Source organism: Microbacterium sp. NPDC055312 (assembly GCF_053645675.1).
Genome location: NZ_JBSHMU010000005.1, coordinates 143,418 through 159,199 on the forward strand (window position 1 = coordinate 143,418; position 15,782 = coordinate 159,199).

Below are 15,782 nucleotides of genomic sequence, written 5' to 3' on the forward strand. Positions count from 1 at the left end.
CCCGTGCAACCGGGGATTCCTGTGGTTTCTCTGTGGCGCGGCGGCGGGGCTGCCGAGCGGACGGATCGCGTTTCGCGGAGGTAGGCGAACAACCGGACGCAGGTGAATTCCGCGCAGATTCTCCTACGTCGGCGTGTTCGCCTGCGCTGGCGCGGACGGCGAGCGCGCGGGCGGCGAGCCACGCGCGGCGGATGCGGCGGATTCACCCCCGGCGGACGCTGCGCGTCACGGTGAACTTCGGGGTGCGAGCGACCTGCTCGGTCGCCCCGACGTCGCGGGTCAGCACGCCGCGGTGATCGAGGTGCGAGTTGAACACCGTCCACACCTCGCCGCCCGGGCGCAGCAGCCGCGCGGCGGCCTGGATGAGACGGTGACCGGCACCCTCGTGCACGCTCGTGCCGAGGTGGAACGGCGGGTTCAGCAGGATCAGGTCGGCCGATCCGTCGGGCAGCTCCGAGCCGGCGTCGTCGAGCGTCACGGTGACGCGTGCGGCGAGGCCGTTCGCGACGACGGATGCCTGGGCCGAGCGCGCCGCGGAGGCCGATCGATCGGTCGCGGTGATCACGGCATCCGGATGCTGCTGAGCGAACGCCACGGCGAGCGCGCCCGTTCCGCACCCGAGGTCGACGACCCGGGCGGCCGGGACGGGCGGCGCGAGGGCCGACATCACGTCGATCAGCACCCGCGTGCCGATGTCGACGCGAGCGCCGGCGAAGGCGCCGCCGTACGCGCACAGGGTGAAGCCGTCGTGCCGGCGGCTGACCGGGAACGGCGGCTGATCGGCAACGGCAAGGGCGCCGGATGCCACGATCAGCCGTGACTTGCGCTCCGCGCGCTGCGCCTGCACGTCCGCGAAGTGCCGTGCGAGCACCTCGTTCTGGGTGAGCGCCATGTGCTTCACCCGCCCGCCTGCGATCAGCGTGACGTCGGGTGCCGCCCACCGAGCGACGGCGTCGGCGACCTCCTCGAGCTCGGCGAGCCCCTTGGGCAGCTGCAGCAGCACGAGACGCGCCCCGCTGAGCAGCGAGCTGTCGAGCTCGTGCGCCGCCGGCAGCGGCAGCTCGAGCGCCCGGGCGTTGGCGGCGAGCGCGCGCCGGCCGGTGATGAGGTCCTGATGCACCCGGATGCCGCGCATCCCGGCATCCGTCAGGGCGAGGGCGATCGCCCCGTACTCGTCGCCGATGATCGCGATCTCGTCCCCCGCGATTCCGGAGTCGATCGCGCGCTGCACGAGCAGCTCGTCGGTGGCATCCCAGGCCCGCAGGTTGGGCGCCTCGACGTCGGGAAAGCGCCGCAGCCGTCGGAAGTCGAAGCCCGTCACCCGCTCACACTATCGCCGCTCCGACGAGCGGCATTGACACCGACCAAACACGCGTTTAGAGTACTGAACATGCGTTCAGCGTCGGATGACCTCACCGCCCGGGCCCGGATCCGCGACGCCGCGATCCGCGCCTTCGCCCGCGACGGGTTCGACGCGGCCAGCCTGCGCGCGATCGCGAAGGACGCGGGGGTCAGCGCGGCCTTGATCGTGCACCACTTCGGCGACAAGAACGCGCTGCGCGCCGCATGCGACGACTACGTCGTGGCCGCGTTCATCGACGACAGGCACGAGCTGATCGAGGCGCCGACGGCCGACCGCATCCGCGCCGCGCTGCACGATGTCGAGCGCTACGGGCCGTACATCGACTACCTCGGCCGCATGCTCGGCGACAGCTCGCCGGCCGCCGACCGCCTCTTCGACGAGATCATCCGCGTCACCCGCGACGTGCTCGACGAGCAGCGCGACGCGGGACTGCTCGTCGAGATGAGCGACCCCGAGATGACCACGCTGCTCGTGGCGATGATGGGCCTCGCGCCCGTGGTGATGCGCGCGCAGATCGGCCGCGTGCTCGGTCAGGACCAGCTGAGCCCGGCCGGCATGATGCGCAGCACCCTCCCCACCCTGGAGCTGCTCACGCACGGCATCTACTCGAGCACGGCCTTTCTCGACGGGGCGCGTCAGGCACTGGCATCCGACAGCACTCCCGCGACCGACGCCGCGGCCGACCTCGCGGCCGCACCCGGGGATCCCACCGAAGGAGGAGCATCGTGAGTTCGGTCATCGACATCGCCGGCCTTCACAAGCGCTTCGGCCGCAACATCGCGCTGCACGGCCTCGATCTGCATGTGCGGCCGGGCACGATCTACGGTCTGATCGGGCCGAATGGCGCCGGCAAGACCACGACCCTGCGCACCCTCGTCGACATCATCCGCCCCACCTCGGGCGACGTGCGCGTGCTCGGCGAGGATCCGCGTCACGGCGGCGCGCGCCTGCGGCGCCGCATCGGCTACGTGCCGGGCGAGCTGCGTCTCGAGGGGCGGGTGACGGGGCACCGGATGCTGTCGTTCTACTCCGAGGTGTCCGGCCCGGTCGATCGCGGATACACCTCCGAGCTGGCCGAGCGCCTCGGCGTCGACTTGACCCGCCCGGTGCGCAGCCTGTCGAAGGGCAACAAGCAGAAGATCGGGCTGATCCAGGCGTTCATGCACCGGCCCGAGCTGCTCATCCTCGATGAGCCGACCAGCGGGCTCGACCCGCTCATGCAGCGGGAGTTCCTCACGATGGTGCGCGAGGCGCGAGACGCCGGGCAGACCGTGCTGCTCAGCTCGCACGTGCTCAGCGAGATCCAGCAGACCGCCGACGAGGTCGCCGTGCTCGCCGCGGGTCGGATCGTCGCCCAGGGCGACGTCGCGTCGCTGCGCCTGGGCTCGGTGCGGCGGGTGCGGGTCGCGGTCGACGGACAGGATTCGGATGCCCTGCGGCGCCGCTTCACGGGCATCCCGGGCGTGCAGGGACTGGACGTCTCGACCCAGGGCGACGTGCTGCACCTCACCGCCACGGTTAAGGGGGCGATCGACCCGTTCGTGAAGGCGCTCGCGCAGACGACCGTGCACGACCTGACCGTCGAGGAACCCGACCTCGAAGAGAGCGTGCTGCGCCTCTACGGGTCGGCCGCTCGCGACGAGGGAGGTGCACGATGAGCGCCGTGCTGCCGGTGTTCCGGCGCACCATCCGGGAGTCGTGGCGCGGGGTGATCGGCTGGACCCTCGGCATCGCCGCCGTGCTGTTCCTGTACCTGCCGCTGTTTCCGACCTTCGGGGCGAACGGGCAGCTCGAAGACGTGATCAAGGCGCTGCCGACGCAGCTGATCCAGACGATCGGCTACGACCAGATCGCCACCGGGGCCGGGTACGCGCAGAGCACGTTCTACGGACTGCTCGGCTTTCTGCTGCTGACGATCGCGGCGGTGCTATGGGGTTCGGCGGCGATCGCCGGCGCAGAGGAGTCGGGCCGGCTCGAGCTCGACCTCGCGCACGGCATCGGCCGCGCGCAGTACGCCGCCGAGTCGGCGCTCGCCGTGCTCGTGCGGCTGCTGTGGCTGGGCGCGTTCTCGGGCGCGATCGTGTTCGCCCTGAACGATCCGGCCGGCCTGGGCATCCATCCTCCGCACATCGTCGGAGCAGCGCTCGCCCTGACCGGACTGGCGTTTCTCAGCGCGATGGCCGGCCTGTTCGCCGGGGCCCTCAGCGGCCGCAAGGCCTGGGCCACCGGTGTCGCCGCGGGCGTCGCCGTGCTCGGGTACGTGTTCCAGGCCGTGGCGAAGCAGTCGAAGGATCTGGAGTGGCTGAACGCGCTCTCGCCGTACGCGTGGGTGTATCACCAGCCGCCGCTGAAGGACGGCGTCGACGTGGGCGGCCTGCTGCTTGTCTGGGGCATCGCGCTGGTGCTGGCCGTGGCATCCGCCCTTGCCCTGTCACGACGCGACCTGCGGGGGTGACCGCGCCGCGCGCGACATCGGTCGGCGTGGCGGGGCGCGGATGCCCTAGCGTGAGCATCATCATGACTGCCACGCTCACTCTCGACACCGTCACCCTCCCGTCGGCGCCGGTGGGCGCACCGAATCCGCTGCCCGCCGTCGCCGCGATGCCGCAGGCGCCGTACGAGGCGTCGACCGACGGGCTGCCCGACGACCTGGCCGAGAACATCCGGTACGGCCAGGTCGGCAGCATCCACCCCTATCTGCTGCAGGATCAGTACGCGCGCGAGCGCACCGACGAGCCCATGCGCGTCGCGGTGCTCGAGAACGACCTGCTGCGGGCGGAGTTCGCCGTCGACCTGGGCGGCCGCCTGGTGCGTGTGCTCGACAAGGCGACCGGGCGCGACCTGGTCTACCGCAACGACGTCTTCCAGCCGGCGAACCTCGGGCTGCGAAACGCGTGGTTCTCGGGCGGTGTGGAGTGGAACATCGGCATGCGCGGCCACTGGCCGCTGACCTGCGCGCCGCTGTACGCCGCCGCGCTGACCGCGCCCGACGGCGAACCGGTGCTGCGGATGTGGGAGTACGAGCGGGTGCGCGGGGTGATCGTGCAGATCGACGCCACGCTCGATTCGACCGTGGCCGCGCTGCACGTGCGCGTGCGGGTGCGCAATCCGCACGCCGACGAGACCGGCATGTACTGGTGGACGAACATCGCCGTCGCCCAGACCGAGGGCTCGCGGGTGTTCGCCCCCGCGACGCACGCTTATCAGACGCAGTACGACGGCACGCTCGCGCACGTCGACGTCGCCGCACCGGATGTGAGCCGTCCGGCCCACGCCGCGCAGGCGGCCGACTGGTTCTACGACCTCGGCGGGGATGCGATGCCGTGGATCGCGGCGCTCGAACCCGACGGCACCGGACTCGCGCACGTCTCGAGCGTGCGGCTCTCGGGACGCAAGCTGTTCGTCTGGGGCGACACCACCGGCGGGCGGCACTGGCAGGAGTGGCTGGGAGGCTCGTACTTCGAGATCCAGGGCGGCCTCACGACCACGCAGTACGAGAATCTGCGGATGCCGGGCGGGGCGACCTGGGAGTGGACCGAGACCTTCCTGCCGCTGCACGTCGACGGCGCCGACGGGGAGTGGGCGGCGGCCTGCGCCGTCGTCGGCGCGCAGGTCGGCCGCGCGACGGATGCCGCGGATGCCTCGCGCCTGGACGCCGTGGCTGATCTCGCGCCGGAGCGGATGCTCAACGTCGGCGCGCCCTGGGGCGCGCTGGAGTCGGCGCTGGCGACGCGATACGACGCACCGTTCGAGACGCTGCCGGGAGTGCGGTTCGATGCGATGGCGGGTGAGGATGCCGATTACTGGCGCGGTCTGCTCGGCCTCGCCGGCGCCGGTGACTCCGACGCCGCCACGCCCCCGCCGAGCTACGTCGCCGGCCCGCTCTGGGACCGGCTGCTCGCCGAGTCGACTCCGACGTGGCTGACGCACTACCACCGCGCGGTCGCGGCGCATGCGAGCGGCGATCACACGGAGGCCGCGGCGCACTACGAGGCATCGCTGCGGGTGCGCCCCACGGCCTGGGCGCTGCGCGGGCGCGGCCTGCTGAAGACGGCCGCGGGCGAGGTGGACGCCGGTGTCGCCGACCTCGCCGATGCGCTCGCCCTGACACCCGGCCTCGCGCCGCTCGCTCTCGAACTCGGAGAGGCCCTACTGACTGCGGGGCGGGCGGAGGAGGCATCCGGGTTCGTCGACTCGCTGCCCGCCGAGCTCCGCTCGCGAGGCCGGTTCCGTGTGCTCGCGGTGCGGGCGGCACTGGCATCCGGAGCCGGCGATGAGGCCCGGCGGATGCTCGAGGACGAGTTCGACGTGCCCGACATCCGCGAGGGGGAGCTGAGCATGTCGGACCTGTGGCGCCAGGCCTTCCCCGACCGCCCCGTGCCGGAGCGCTACGACTTCTCGATGAGCTGACGCCGCGGCCGCCGCTGGTGCGGGGTCGTTTGCGTACGGTTTCCGCCGCGTCGGCGTACGAAACCGACCCCGGACGCCGTGCGGAGCTCTCTCACCGCAGCATGTCGGGATAGACGACGTCGATCTCGTCGATCTCGCGCGAGAAGTCCTTGCGGTTGTCGGTGATGAAGCGGTCGGCTCCCGCCGCCACAGCGGTGGCGAGGTGGGCCGCATCCGCAGCCCGCAACCCGTACTTGGCGCCGAGCACCGCAGCCAGCTGTGCCGTCTCCTCGTCGAACGGCACCAGCTGGAGCGCGGCGAGGATCCGCGCGAGGGCTTCGACCTCGGCAGACTGCGGGTCGGTGCGCATCGGCTTCGCGAGAACTTCAGGCAGCAGCAGCACCGACCCCACGCCGCCGCCCTTTCGCACGAGATCGAGCACGGGTGCCCCGAGTGGATGCTCGATCGCTGCCGCATAGATCAGAACATCGGCATCGAACGCCGTCACGTCGGTCATCGCGCGGAGCGGTCCTCATCGATCGTCTGCGCCAGCTCGTCTGCGCGCGCGGCATCGATGCGGGCTTCGGGCTGCTCTGAGCGCGCTCGCGCCAAGCGCTCACGCAGCGCATCCGTCTGCTGCCACGCCTCCTGAGCGCGTCGGTTTCGCAGCCGCTCCGGGCTCACCAGCACCGCGATCACCTTGCCGTGACGCGAGATCGAGACCTCTTCGCCCGCCTCGACGCGATCGAGCTGCGCCGGCAGAGTCTGCCGAGCGACGCTCGCACTGATGCTGACCATGTCTTGATTGTACGCTCTTGTACAATCTTCGAACTGTATGTGCGATCGTGGCCCCTGAAGACGAGTCCCGCTGGGTCACCGAGCTGCAGCAGCCCGTCTCGCGGGCCTGAACAAGCGGAGTCGGGGCTGTCAGGGATGCATTTCTCCGTTCGGGTATCCGTCTGACCGGACGAATGCATCCCCGACCGCGGATGCAGGCGCGCAGGGATGGATTCCGCCGGTGCGGGGTCGATTGCGTACGGTGTCGACCGCGGCGGCGTACCAAACTGACCCCGGATGCCCGGCGGCGGGGCCGTGGGTCAGCGCAGCGGGTCGAAGGGGCGGATCTCGGGGGCGATGCGGCCCGTGGTGATCTGCTCGGCGAGCAGCTTGCCGGTCGCCGGGCCGAGCACGATGCCCCACATGCCGTGCCCGCCGGCGACGTACACGTTCGGGGCCTGCGTCGCGCCCACCAGCGGCAGCCCGTCGGGCGTGACCGGGCGCGAGCCGACCCACTCGTCCTGACGGTCGTCGAAGTCGATCCCCTGGAACATCTCCCGCGCCTGCGCGATGATCGCCTGCACCCGCCGCGGCTGGAAGGGCTCGTCGGGGCGACGGAACTCCATGGTGCCGGCGATGCGGAAGCGGCCCTGGTACGGCGTGCACGCGATGCGCTGGAACGGGAAGTACACCGGGTGCTCCTGCGGCACCGACGTGGCGACCGTGAACGAGTATCCCCGGCCGGCCTGCACACGGGTGCGCACCCCGAGCTTGCGGGCCAGCGCGGGCATCCAGGCTCCGGTCGCGATCACGACAGAATCGGCCTCGAGTCGCTGCCCGTTCGACATGGTCACCACGGGGCGGCGGGTCGACGAGACGTCGGTGACCTCGTACCCGGTGATCAGCTCGGCACCCCGCTCGACCACCGCGGCACCGAGCGCCTCGACGAACGGCGCCGGCTCGAAGAAGCGCTGCCCGTCGAGTCGGTAGGCGTGCCGCACGGCATCCGACAGCACCGGCGCCAGCTCGCGCGGGTTCTCGAGACGCTCGAACGGCACATCCTGCCCGTGCCGCACGACGCCCTCGATCTCGTGCAGGAAGCCCTTCGAATCCGCCTCCTGCCTGAAGCCGATCACGAACGGGCCTTCGCGGGTCCACGATTTGACGCCGCCGTCGAGAAGCTCGTCGAAGCACTCCAGCGCGATCCGGTCGATCGGCGTGAGATCAGCCATCGTCCGGTCCCACGCCCGGTTCGTGCCGTGCGCGGCGAACTGCCCGAGGAACATCCACAGCCCGGGGTCGACCCGGAACGGCACGTGCAGAGCGGCATCCGGGTCGAGCAGGGCCTTCGGCCCGTACGTCCACAGGCCGGTGTCGGCGAGCGGGATGGTCTTGCCCGGCGTCAGCCAGCCGGCGTTGCCCCACGATGATCCTGCGGCGACGCCGACCCGGTCGATGACCGTGACGTCGACGCCGCGCTCCTGCAGATGCCATGCCGTGGCCAGACCGACCATTCCTGCACCGACGATGATCGTGCGCGTCATTGCGTCCTCCTGAGACAGCTGATCGTGGGCGCACGAGAGCAGTGGCCCACTACCTGCGATTATGCAGATCCCGACGCTGCGCGGGTCTGCAACCGAAGATCCTGCATAGAATCGCCCGTGACTGGTGGAAATCTTCGTTCACCGGTGAGGAAGTGGTCACATGAGTCGCGAATCTTCGGCATCCGTCCCCACCGGACTGGATGCCATCGACCGCACCCTGCTGTCGGAGCTGAGCCGCAACGGCCGCATCTCGAACACCGAGCTGGCCGCGATCGCGGGAATAGCCGAGTCGACGTGCCTCAAACGCGTGCGCGCCCTGCAGGCGAACGGGGTGATCGTCGGCTTCCACGCCGAGATCTCCCCGGCAGCGCTCGGGCTGCACCTCGAGGCGCTGATCACCATCCGCCTGCACGCCCACGCCCGCGGCGACCTGCGCCGGTTCCAGACCTACCTCGAAGAGCTTCCCGCGACGCAGCGGGTGTACTTCCTCGCGGGCGACCGCGACTTCCTCGTGCACGTCGCGGTTCCCGACGCCGCCGCGCTGCGCGAACTCGTCTCCGACACCATCAGCCTGAAGCCCGAGGTGGCGTCCACCAGCACCAGCCTGATCTTCGCCCAGGCGGCCGGGTCGCGGGGGCTCTGAGCGCACTCCCTCCCGCCGCTGGCTCGAGAGCCTGCGGCCGGCTGAGAACCGGCAGCGCGTGCGCCCGTCAGCCGGCGTGCACCTCGAACCCGGCATCCGTCAGCGCGGCTCGCTGCGCATCGGTCGCTGCGGGGTCGGTGATCACGAGCGGGAAGAGGTCGGGGCCGCCGAGGTGGGCGAACGCGGCGCGACCGATCTTCGAGGCGTCGGCGACGATCACGGCGCGGCCGGCGCGCTGCGCCATCATGCGGTTCACCGCAGCCTCGGCCTCGTCGTGCGTGCTCGCGCCCGCGTCGGCCGAGAGAGCGTTCACGCCGATGAAGGCGATGTCGAGCCGGATGCCGCCGAGCAGCTGCTCGACGAACGGACCGACCAGCTCGAAGCTGCGAGGGTGGATCACCCCGCCGGTGACGACGACCTTGAACTCGGGGCGCATGGCCAGCTGGGCGGCGATGTTGACCGCGTTGGTGACCACGGTGATGCCCCGGTCGGCGAGGTCGCCGCGCGCGGCGAGGGCCGTGGCGATCGCGTTGGTGGTCGTGCCGCCCGAGAGTCCGACGACCTGCCCGGGCTCGACGAGCGATGCCGCCACAGCCGCGATCTGCTCTTTCGCACCGGTGGCGTGATGGCTGCGGAACCGGATGGGCAGCTCGTAGGCGACCGACTGAGCCACGGCGCCGCCGTGCGTGCGGGTCAGCAGCCGGCGCTCGGCCAGGCTGTCGAGGTCGCGCCGCGTGGTCGCGGCCGATGCGCCGAAGCGCGCGACGAGGTCGTCGACGCTGACCTCACCCTGGACTGCGAGCAGATCGAGGATGGCGGTGAGTCTGGCGGCGCGGTTCATGTCGTGCCCAGTCTGTCAGTCGGCCCGCCGTCAGGCGGATTCGAGGGCGAAGAGGCGCAGCATCCGCGCCGCCTCCTCGGCGACCGCCTCACGGGCGGGAGAGAGGTACTTGCGCGAGTCGACGAGCTTCTCGTCGGCGGCGAGCGTCTCGCGGATCGCACGGGTGAAGAAGCCGTTCAGATGGGTCGACACGTTGATCTTCGTCATCCCGGCGCGGACCGCCTGCACGATCACGTCGTCGGAGACGCCCGACGAGCCGTGCAGCACGAGCGGGATGTCGCCTCCCGAGCGGCCGATGCCGCTGAGGGCGCGCTTGAGGCGGCCGATAAGGTCGATGTCGAGTGAGGCCGAGCGGTCGAGCATCGCGTGCGACGAGCCGACCGCGACGGCGAGCGAGTCGACGCCGGTGGCTTCGACGAACGCCCGCGCCTCGTCAGGATCGGTGCGCACACCGGGAGCGTGGGCGCCGTCCTTGCCGCCGACCTCGCCCAGCTCCGCCTCGATGTAGACGCCGGCAGCGCGGGCGCGCGCGGCCACATCGGCCGTGATCTCGACGTTCTTCTCGTAGTCGAGCTTGCCGCCGTCGAACATCACCGACCCGAAGCCCAGCTCGATGGCCTCGTCGACGAGCTCGGGCCGCTCGGCGTGATCGAGGTGCACGGCGACCGGGGTGCTCGCACGGCGCGCGACGGCCAGCGTCGCCCAGCCGATCGGCTCGAGGCCGCCGTGGTAGTCGGCGCAGTTCTGCGAGATCTGCAGGATGACCGGCAGGTTCGCGCGCTCGGATGCTGAGACCAGCGCCTCGGCCGTTTCGAGGTGGATGACGTTGAACGCGCCGATCCCGGTGCCGGCCGATGCGGCAGCGCGCATCAGTTCGCGTGCGGATGCGAGGGTCATCGGGTCTCCTTGAGGTGGGGTGCAGGATCGGATGCCGAGGGCGAGACTTCTTCTGCAGCATGAGACTGGGCGTGCGGAGGCACGTCTCGTGCCGGAACGGAAGTCTCGCCGGCGGAGGCGGGTTCGGCGGGTCGGCCTGCGATGGTCAGCGCGGACTCGAGATCGGGCCACGACGGGTGGATCTCGCCGGCGAGCGGCATCAGCACGGCAGCGGCAGACCAGGCGGTCGCGCGCCGCAGGATCTGCGCGGGATCGTGGATGCCGGCATCCATCAGCACGGCGCACGCGGCGACCGCGGCATCCCCCGCCCCGGTGGGGTTGCCGGCGAGCGTCTTCCCCAGCCGGGCGTGCAGCACGTCGACATCACCGGATGCCGAGGGCGTGACCGCCAGCATCCCGTCGGCGCCGAGCGAGAGCAGCACCAGCCGGGCACCGCGCCGGATCAGCTCGCGGGCGCCGTCGATGGGGTCGTCGAGGCCGGTCGCGTCACGCAGCTCGTGCTCGTTGGGCTTGAGGACGGACGCCCCGGCATCCGCCGCCGCGAGCAGCGCCGGGCCGGACGTGTCGGCGATCACGATCGCTCCCGCGTCGAGACCCAGCCGGATCAGGTCGGGCAGAGCGTCGTCCGGGATGCCCGGCGGCAGACTCCCCGAGATGACCAGCACCCCTGCGCGGCCGGGTGAACCGGCGTCGCCGAGGGCATCCGGATCGGGGGCCGACACGCCAGATGTCGGACCTTCTCGCGGGATGCGGCCGACATCTGGAGTGTCGGCCCCCAATGTGTCACGGGCGCCGGACGCGCCGGCACCGCGGCCGGGCGCGCGGGCGTCGCCGAGGGCGCGGGCCACGGCGTCGCGCAGCGTCTGCCACTCGGCGTCGGACGGGGCGACGCCCCGCTCGTTGACGATCGTCGTGTCGCCGAGCGCCTCGTCGACGAGGGCGATGCTGCGGCGGGTGGATGCCTGGACCGGCACGAGCACATGCGGAACCCCCGACGAGGCGAGCTCTGCGGCGAACTCCGCGCCGGTCGCGCCGCCCGTGGTGCTGACCGCGAGAACGTCCGCGCCCTGCGCGTGCGCGACGCGGGCGACGTTGAGGCCCTTGCCGCCGGCGCGGGCCTGCCCGGCATCCGCTCGGTGGGTGTCGCCGACGCAGAGCGACTCGACGTGCCAGGTGAGATCGAGCGCCGGATTCGGTGTGACGGTGACGATCATGCCGGCACCACCTGCCGGGCGCGCAGCGCCGACCCGAGGATGCCGGCGTTGCCCGACAGCTCGGCCGGAACCAGGGCCGGGATGCGGTGGAAGCTGAGCCGATCGGCGAGACGCGCGCGCAGCTCGTCGAACAGCGCGCCGCCGGCACGCGAGAGCCCCCCGCCGATGACGACGGCCTCGGGGGCGATCACGGCCGTGAGCTGCGCGATCGACATCGTGAGCGCGTCGAGCGCCTCGTTCCAGATGCGCGCCGCGATCTCGTCTCCGGCGGCGGCGCGGGCGATCACCTCGCGAGCGCCGTCGACGACCGCGCCCGTCGCATCGGTGTAGCGGCGCGAGATGGCCCCGGCCGACGCGATGGCCTCCAGGCATCCGCGTGCTCCGCACGGGCACGGCCATTCCCCGATCGGCGCGTGGCCGATCTCGCCGGCATAGCCGCCCGCGGTGTACGGACGCCCGTCGACCAGCAGGGCACCGGCGATGCCGGTGCCGATGATCAGCACGACCGCGTTCGCGTAGTCGCGGGCGCCGCCGAGCACGTGCTCGGCCCAGCTGGCCGCCCGCACATCGTGGTCGAAGGCCACCGGCATCCCGAATCGGGCCGCCATCAGGTCGCGCATGGGCGCATCGCGCCAGCCCAGGTTGCTGCTGAACACGCCGATGCCGTTCTCGGCGTCGACGATGCCGGGCACGACGAGTCCGACGGCCTGCGGCACGACATCCGGATGCTGTGCACGCAGCTCGTCGGCGAGTTCGGCGAGACGCTCGATCAGCCCGTCGGGGGAGCCGTCGGCGCTGGACGGCGTCGGAGTGCGGCGCAGCCCGAGCGCGGTGCCGTCGGCGTCGAACAGCGCCGACTTGATGTCGGTGCCGCCCACGTCGAAGGCGAGCACGGGCACGCCGGCCCCGATCGAGGCGGCACGCGCGAGCCGTTCACCGGACTCGTCGCTGACCACCTCGGGGATGTCACTGTGCTCGGACATGCGCGCCCTCCGTCATCCGTCCCTCGTGAGCGCTCAGCCCTCGAGGACCACCGAGCGGGTGAGGTTGCGCGGCTGGTCGGGGTCGAGGCCCTTGGCGACCGCGCGGTCGAGGGCGACGCGGTGCAGACGCACGAGGTCGGCCATCGGGTCGATCGGGTGCTGCACGAAGCGCGCGCCGGTCGCCTCGACCTGGGCCTGCAGGCCCTCGGGCGCCGAGCCGAGCTGCCACGTGATCCGCCCCGGAGCGGCGATGGCGATCGGACCGTGGCGGTACTCCATCGAGCTGTACGACTCGGTCCACGACTGGGATGACTCGCGCATCTTCAGGGCGGCCTCGTGGGCGAGACCCATCGCCCAGCCCATGCCGAGGAAGCTGTACTGCTCGGCCTCGGCGAGCGCGACGTCGTCGGTGCCGTCGAGCACGGCCTGCGCGTCGGCGATCGCGGCGTCGAGGCTCTCGCCGACCGACGCGCGGAACAGGGCCAGCGCCGTGGTCGCGAAACGGGTCTGCACGACCGACTGCTCATCGGCGAACGGGAGTCCGATCACCCGATCGGCGAGGTCGACGAGCGGCGAGGTCGTGTCGCCGACGACGGCGATCACGGGCGTGGCGCCCTTCACGCGCTCGGTCAGCTCGAGCACCTCGGTGGTCGTGCCCGAGCGGGTGAGGGCGACGATCGCGTCGTAGCCGCGACCGAAGGGGAACTCGGATGCCGTGAACGCGTCGGTCTCGCCGTGACCGGCGCTCTCGCGCAGCGCGGCGTACGACTGCGCCATGAACCACGAGGTGCCGCAGCCGACGACGGCGATGCGGGCGCCGGATGCCGGGAGCAGGGCCTGCTCGTCGCGCATATCTGCCGCGCGGGCCCAGGTCTCGGGCTGCGAGGTGAGCTCTGCGCGCATGTGTGCGCCGGCGGTGGTGTGCATGACGACTCCTGAATGCTTGTTTCTGACGTTTAGAACCAGATATCAATCATATTGTCGCATAGATCAGAGGCGCGCTGAAAGACGGCATCCCGCCGCCCGGTTCCAGACGAAGCGGCGTCCGGACGGTCAGCGGCCCTCGGCGGCCTCGGTGTGGTGGCGGATCACCTCGGCGACGACGAAGTTGAACCACTTCTCGGCGAACTCCGGGTCGAGGTGCGCCTCTTCGGCCAGCGCGCGCAGGCGTGCGGTCTGCTGCTCTTCGCGCCCGGGATCGGAAGCGGGCATGTCGTGCTCGGCCTTCAGCCGGCCGACCTGCTGCGTGCAGCGGAACCGCTCGGCGAGCATGAAGATCAGCGCGGCGTCGATGTTGTCGATGCTGGCGCGCAGGCGCAGCAGTTCAGCGCGCGCGTTGCGCGCGTCGGCGTCGCCCACGGCGTCAGCTGTGCCGGCGGTCGGCGCGGCCTGCATCGCCGTCGTCGGGGTAGCGACCGTCGGTGTACTCGCCCTCTGCCTCCAGGCCACGTGCGCCGGAGTGATCGGCGTCCGCATGCGCATGGTCGGCGTCGGTGTACGCCCCCTCGCCGTGATGCGGCAGGTGCTGCTCGCGTCCGTCGGCGGAGTAGACGCCGTCGGTGTACTCGCCCTCGGCCTCGACGGCGTGCGCCGCGTGGTCACCGGCCGTCGTGCCGTCGCCGTGGTCGGCATCCGTGTACTCGCCCTCGGCGGGCTCGGATGCATCGTGTGCATGTTCGTCGGACATGGGATCCTCCAAGGGGTGGTCGCTCCTCTCACGATAGTCAAGCCCGAGCCGAGAAGGCAGGGTCACGTCGGCGCCGGCCATAGAGTGTTCGCCATGAGCTCTGAAGAACCCACGTCGCCTGCGGCATCCGGCAGCGGCGACTCGCGTGCGGCGGCCAGGGCCACCCGCGCTGCAGATGCCGCGGAGGCTGCCGAGGCGGGAGCGGCCATCGAGGCCGACGTCGCAGCCGACGAGGCCAGTGCCGCTGCCGACGAGGCGGATGCCGCTGCTGCGGCCGCCGAGGCGGCAGAGCACCCCTCTCCTGCCGACGCGCCCACGCCGCGCCGATCGATGTGGACGCGCATGGACCGTCCGTTCCGGCTCGGCTTCCTGCTCACCCTCGGCGGCCTGGCGGCTTTTCTGCTCGCGCTCGCGCTCACCAGCCTGTCGACCGTGCTCGTCTACGTCGCCCTGGCCCTGTTCGCCGCCCTGGGCCTGAATCCCGCCGTGCGCCTGCTCGAACGGTGGGGGCTCTCGCGCGGGATCAGCGTCGTGATCGTCATCGTCGCTCTCGTGGCGGCCGTGGGCCTCGTACTGGTGCTGATCGTGCCGGTGGTCGTCGAGCAGGTCGCGTCGTTCGTGAAGTCGGTGCCTCAGGTGGTCGACGACTTCATGCACACCGACCTCTACCTGCTGCTCGAGAAGCAGTTCGGCGATCAGATCGGCTCGCTGCTCGCCGACGGCGAGAAGCTGCTCACCGACGGCAAGACGCTCACCGCGCTGGGCGGCGGGGCGCTGAAGGTCGGCACGTCGATCGCCGCGGGCGTCTCCGCCTTCGTGATCGTGTTCGTGCTGACCCTGTACTTCGTCGTCGGCCTGCCCGGCATCATCACCGCCATGCTGCGCCTCGCCCCTGCCCGCAAGCGGAGCCAGGCGCGCAGCATCATCGACCAGATCACCGAGTCGGTCGGCGGCTACGTGCAGGGCATGGTGATCCTCGCGTTCGCGAACTCGATGATGGCGCTCGTGCTCTACCTGCTGCTGGGGCTGCCGTTCCCGCCGCTGATGGCTGTCGTCGCGTTCCTGGTCACGCTCATCCCGCTGATCGGGCCGCTGCTCTTCCTCGCGATCGGCACGGTCGTCGCGCTGCTCGCCGACCCGCTGCACGCGCTGATCTTCGGCGTCGTGTACCTGATCTACATCCAGATCGAGGCGTACGTCCTGACGCCGAAGGTCATGAACCGCACCCTCGAGGTGCCGGGGCTGCTCGTGGTCATCGGAGCATTGGTCGGCGGCACCCTGCTCGGGCTGCTCGGTGCGCTGGTCGCGGTGCCGGCCACGGCATCCATCCTGATCATCCTCAACCAGATCTTCATCCCGCGGCAGGACGAGCGCGTCTGACCCGCGAGAGCAGCGGCGCGGCCGGGCTCGCCGCCTCGGTGCGGACCTTCGCCCAGTACCTGGA

Annotated in this window: 17 protein-coding genes; 6 read left to right on the forward strand and 11 right to left on the reverse strand. The window is 71.4% G+C overall.

Annotated features, from left to right (window positions below):
• Window positions 1-202: 202 nt before the first annotated feature.
• Window positions 203-1,321, reverse strand: a complete 1,119-nt coding sequence (locus ACWIDW_RS12725) for a class I SAM-dependent methyltransferase (protein WP_454125687.1) — start codon at window positions 1,319-1,321, stop codon at window positions 203-205.
• Between the two features lie 69 nt (window positions 1,322-1,390).
• On the opposite strand from ACWIDW_RS12725, the gene ACWIDW_RS12730 reads away from it, so the two are divergent.
• The 4 genes from ACWIDW_RS12730 to ACWIDW_RS12745 all read left to right on the forward strand — a co-directional run bounded on the left by ACWIDW_RS12730 (window position 1,391) and on the right by ACWIDW_RS12745 (window position 5,773).
• Window positions 1,391-2,092: a TetR/AcrR family transcriptional regulator gene (locus tag ACWIDW_RS12730; RefSeq protein WP_454125688.1), complete on the forward strand. Its 702-nt coding sequence runs from the start codon at window positions 1,391-1,393 to the stop codon at window positions 2,090-2,092.
• Window positions 2,089-3,021, forward strand: a complete 933-nt coding sequence (locus tag ACWIDW_RS12735; protein WP_454125689.1) for an ABC transporter ATP-binding protein — start codon at window positions 2,089-2,091, stop codon at window positions 3,019-3,021. The genes ACWIDW_RS12730 and ACWIDW_RS12735 overlap by 4 nt, the downstream gene beginning before the upstream one ends.
• On the forward strand, window positions 3,018-3,818 hold the full coding sequence (locus ACWIDW_RS12740; protein WP_454125690.1) for an ABC transporter permease subunit: 801 nt from the start codon (window positions 3,018-3,020) through the stop codon (window positions 3,816-3,818). The genes ACWIDW_RS12735 and ACWIDW_RS12740 overlap by 4 nt, the downstream gene beginning before the upstream one ends.
• A gap of 62 nt (window positions 3,819-3,880) precedes the next feature.
• Window positions 3,881-5,773 carry a DUF5107 domain-containing protein gene (locus ACWIDW_RS12745; RefSeq protein WP_454125691.1) on the forward strand — a complete coding sequence of 631 codons (1,893 nt, stop codon included), beginning with the start codon at window positions 3,881-3,883 and terminating at the stop codon, window positions 5,771-5,773.
• A gap of 91 nt (window positions 5,774-5,864) precedes the next feature.
• Here ACWIDW_RS12745 and ACWIDW_RS12750 read toward each other — a convergent pair whose 3' ends face one another.
• The 3 genes from ACWIDW_RS12750 to ACWIDW_RS12760 form a co-directional block, all read right to left on the reverse strand.
• Window positions 5,865-6,269: a type II toxin-antitoxin system VapC family toxin gene (locus tag ACWIDW_RS12750; protein ID WP_454125692.1), complete on the reverse strand. Its 405-nt coding sequence runs from the start codon at window positions 6,267-6,269 to the stop codon at window positions 5,865-5,867.
• Window positions 6,266-6,550 carry a type II toxin-antitoxin system Phd/YefM family antitoxin gene (locus tag ACWIDW_RS12755; protein WP_454125693.1) on the reverse strand — a complete coding sequence of 95 codons (285 nt, stop codon included), beginning with the start codon at window positions 6,548-6,550 and terminating at the stop codon, window positions 6,266-6,268. Before ACWIDW_RS12755 ends, ACWIDW_RS12750 begins: the two co-directional genes overlap by 4 nt.
• A gap of 299 nt (window positions 6,551-6,849) precedes the next feature.
• Entirely contained in the window at window positions 6,850-8,073 is a 1,224-nt protein-coding gene (locus tag ACWIDW_RS12760) for an NAD(P)/FAD-dependent oxidoreductase (RefSeq protein ID WP_454125694.1), read from the reverse strand.
• Window positions 8,074-8,233: 160 nt separating this feature from the next.
• Here ACWIDW_RS12760 and ACWIDW_RS12765 point away from each other — a divergent pair, with 160 nt between their 5' ends.
• Window positions 8,234-8,716 (forward strand): Lrp/AsnC family transcriptional regulator, encoded by a 483-nt coding sequence (locus ACWIDW_RS12765; protein ID WP_454125695.1) that lies wholly within the window; start codon window positions 8,234-8,236, stop codon window positions 8,714-8,716.
• Window positions 8,717-8,783: 67 nt separating this feature from the next.
• Here the strand turns inward: ACWIDW_RS12765 and ACWIDW_RS12770 are convergent, their stop codons facing one another.
• The 7 genes from ACWIDW_RS12770 to ACWIDW_RS12800 all read right to left on the reverse strand — a co-directional run bounded on the left by ACWIDW_RS12770 (window position 8,784) and on the right by ACWIDW_RS12800 (window position 14,338).
• Window positions 8,784-9,557, reverse strand: a complete 774-nt coding sequence (locus ACWIDW_RS12770; protein WP_454125696.1) for a DeoR/GlpR family DNA-binding transcription regulator — start codon at window positions 9,555-9,557, stop codon at window positions 8,784-8,786.
• A 30-nt stretch (window positions 9,558-9,587) separates the two neighbouring features.
• Window positions 9,588-10,454 carry a class II fructose-bisphosphate aldolase gene (locus ACWIDW_RS12775; protein ID WP_454125697.1) on the reverse strand — a complete coding sequence of 289 codons (867 nt, stop codon included), beginning with the start codon at window positions 10,452-10,454 and terminating at the stop codon, window positions 9,588-9,590.
• Entirely contained in the window at window positions 10,451-11,668 is a 1,218-nt protein-coding gene (locus ACWIDW_RS12780; RefSeq protein WP_454125698.1) for a 1-phosphofructokinase family hexose kinase, read from the reverse strand. Before ACWIDW_RS12780 ends, ACWIDW_RS12775 begins: the two co-directional genes overlap by 4 nt.
• Window positions 11,665-12,651 carry an ROK family protein gene (locus ACWIDW_RS12785; protein WP_454125699.1) on the reverse strand — a complete coding sequence of 329 codons (987 nt, stop codon included), beginning with the start codon at window positions 12,649-12,651 and terminating at the stop codon, window positions 11,665-11,667. Before ACWIDW_RS12785 ends, ACWIDW_RS12780 begins: the two co-directional genes overlap by 4 nt.
• A 33-nt stretch (window positions 12,652-12,684) precedes the next feature.
• On the reverse strand, window positions 12,685-13,578 hold the full coding sequence (locus ACWIDW_RS12790; protein ID WP_454125700.1) for an SIS domain-containing protein: 894 nt from the start codon (window positions 13,576-13,578) through the stop codon (window positions 12,685-12,687).
• 126 nt (window positions 13,579-13,704) lie between these two features.
• Window positions 13,705-14,046: a chorismate mutase gene (locus ACWIDW_RS12795; protein ID WP_454125701.1), complete on the reverse strand. Its 342-nt coding sequence runs from the start codon at window positions 14,044-14,046 to the stop codon at window positions 13,705-13,707.
• The gene (locus ACWIDW_RS12800) at window positions 14,015-14,338 is read right to left on the reverse strand and encodes a hypothetical protein (RefSeq protein ID WP_454125702.1); all 324 of its coding nucleotides are present in this window, start codon (window positions 14,336-14,338) and stop codon (window positions 14,015-14,017) included. The genes ACWIDW_RS12795 and ACWIDW_RS12800 overlap by 32 nt, the downstream gene beginning before the upstream one ends.
• Before the next feature lie 93 nt (window positions 14,339-14,431).
• Between ACWIDW_RS12800 and ACWIDW_RS12805 the strand changes: the two genes are divergently transcribed.
• On the forward strand, window positions 14,432-15,718 hold the full coding sequence (locus ACWIDW_RS12805) for an AI-2E family transporter (protein WP_454125703.1): 1,287 nt from the start codon (window positions 14,432-14,434) through the stop codon (window positions 15,716-15,718).
• Window positions 15,719-15,782 lie beyond the last annotated feature (64 nt).

Coding starts and splice junctions, on each gene's coding strand:
- ACWIDW_RS12730 (WP_454125688.1), top strand. CDS start 1,391: ATGCGTTCAGCGTCGGATGACCTCACCGCCCGGGCCCGGATCCGCGAC.
- ACWIDW_RS12740 (WP_454125690.1), top strand. CDS start 3,018: ATGAGCGCCGTGCTGCCGGTGTTCCGGCGCACCATCCGGGAGTCGTGG.
- ACWIDW_RS12745 (WP_454125691.1), top strand. CDS start 3,881: ATGACTGCCACGCTCACTCTCGACACCGTCACCCTCCCGTCGGCGCCG.
- ACWIDW_RS12750 (WP_454125692.1), bottom strand. CDS start 6,269: ATGACCGACGTGACGGCGTTCGATGCCGATGTTCTGATCTATGCGGCA.
- ACWIDW_RS12755 (WP_454125693.1), bottom strand. CDS start 6,550: ATGGTCAGCATCAGTGCGAGCGTCGCTCGGCAGACTCTGCCGGCGCAG.
- ACWIDW_RS12760 (WP_454125694.1), bottom strand. CDS start 8,073: ATGACGCGCACGATCATCGTCGGTGCAGGAATGGTCGGTCTGGCCACG.
- ACWIDW_RS12765 (WP_454125695.1), top strand. CDS start 8,234: ATGAGTCGCGAATCTTCGGCATCCGTCCCCACCGGACTGGATGCCATC.
- ACWIDW_RS12770 (WP_454125696.1), bottom strand. CDS start 9,557: ATGAACCGCGCCGCCAGACTCACCGCCATCCTCGATCTGCTCGCAGTC.
- ACWIDW_RS12775 (WP_454125697.1), bottom strand. CDS start 10,454: ATGACCCTCGCATCCGCACGCGAACTGATGCGCGCTGCCGCATCGGCC.
- ACWIDW_RS12780 (WP_454125698.1), bottom strand. CDS start 11,668: ATGATCGTCACCGTCACACCGAATCCGGCGCTCGATCTCACCTGGCAC.
- ACWIDW_RS12785 (WP_454125699.1), bottom strand. CDS start 12,651: ATGTCCGAGCACAGTGACATCCCCGAGGTGGTCAGCGACGAGTCCGGT.
- ACWIDW_RS12790 (WP_454125700.1), bottom strand. CDS start 13,578: ATGCACACCACCGCCGGCGCACACATGCGCGCAGAGCTCACCTCGCAG.
- ACWIDW_RS12795 (WP_454125701.1), bottom strand. CDS start 14,046: ATGCAGGCCGCGCCGACCGCCGGCACAGCTGACGCCGTGGGCGACGCC.
- ACWIDW_RS12800 (WP_454125702.1), bottom strand. CDS start 14,338: ATGTCCGACGAACATGCACACGATGCATCCGAGCCCGCCGAGGGCGAG.
- ACWIDW_RS12805 (WP_454125703.1), top strand. CDS start 14,432: ATGAGCTCTGAAGAACCCACGTCGCCTGCGGCATCCGGCAGCGGCGAC.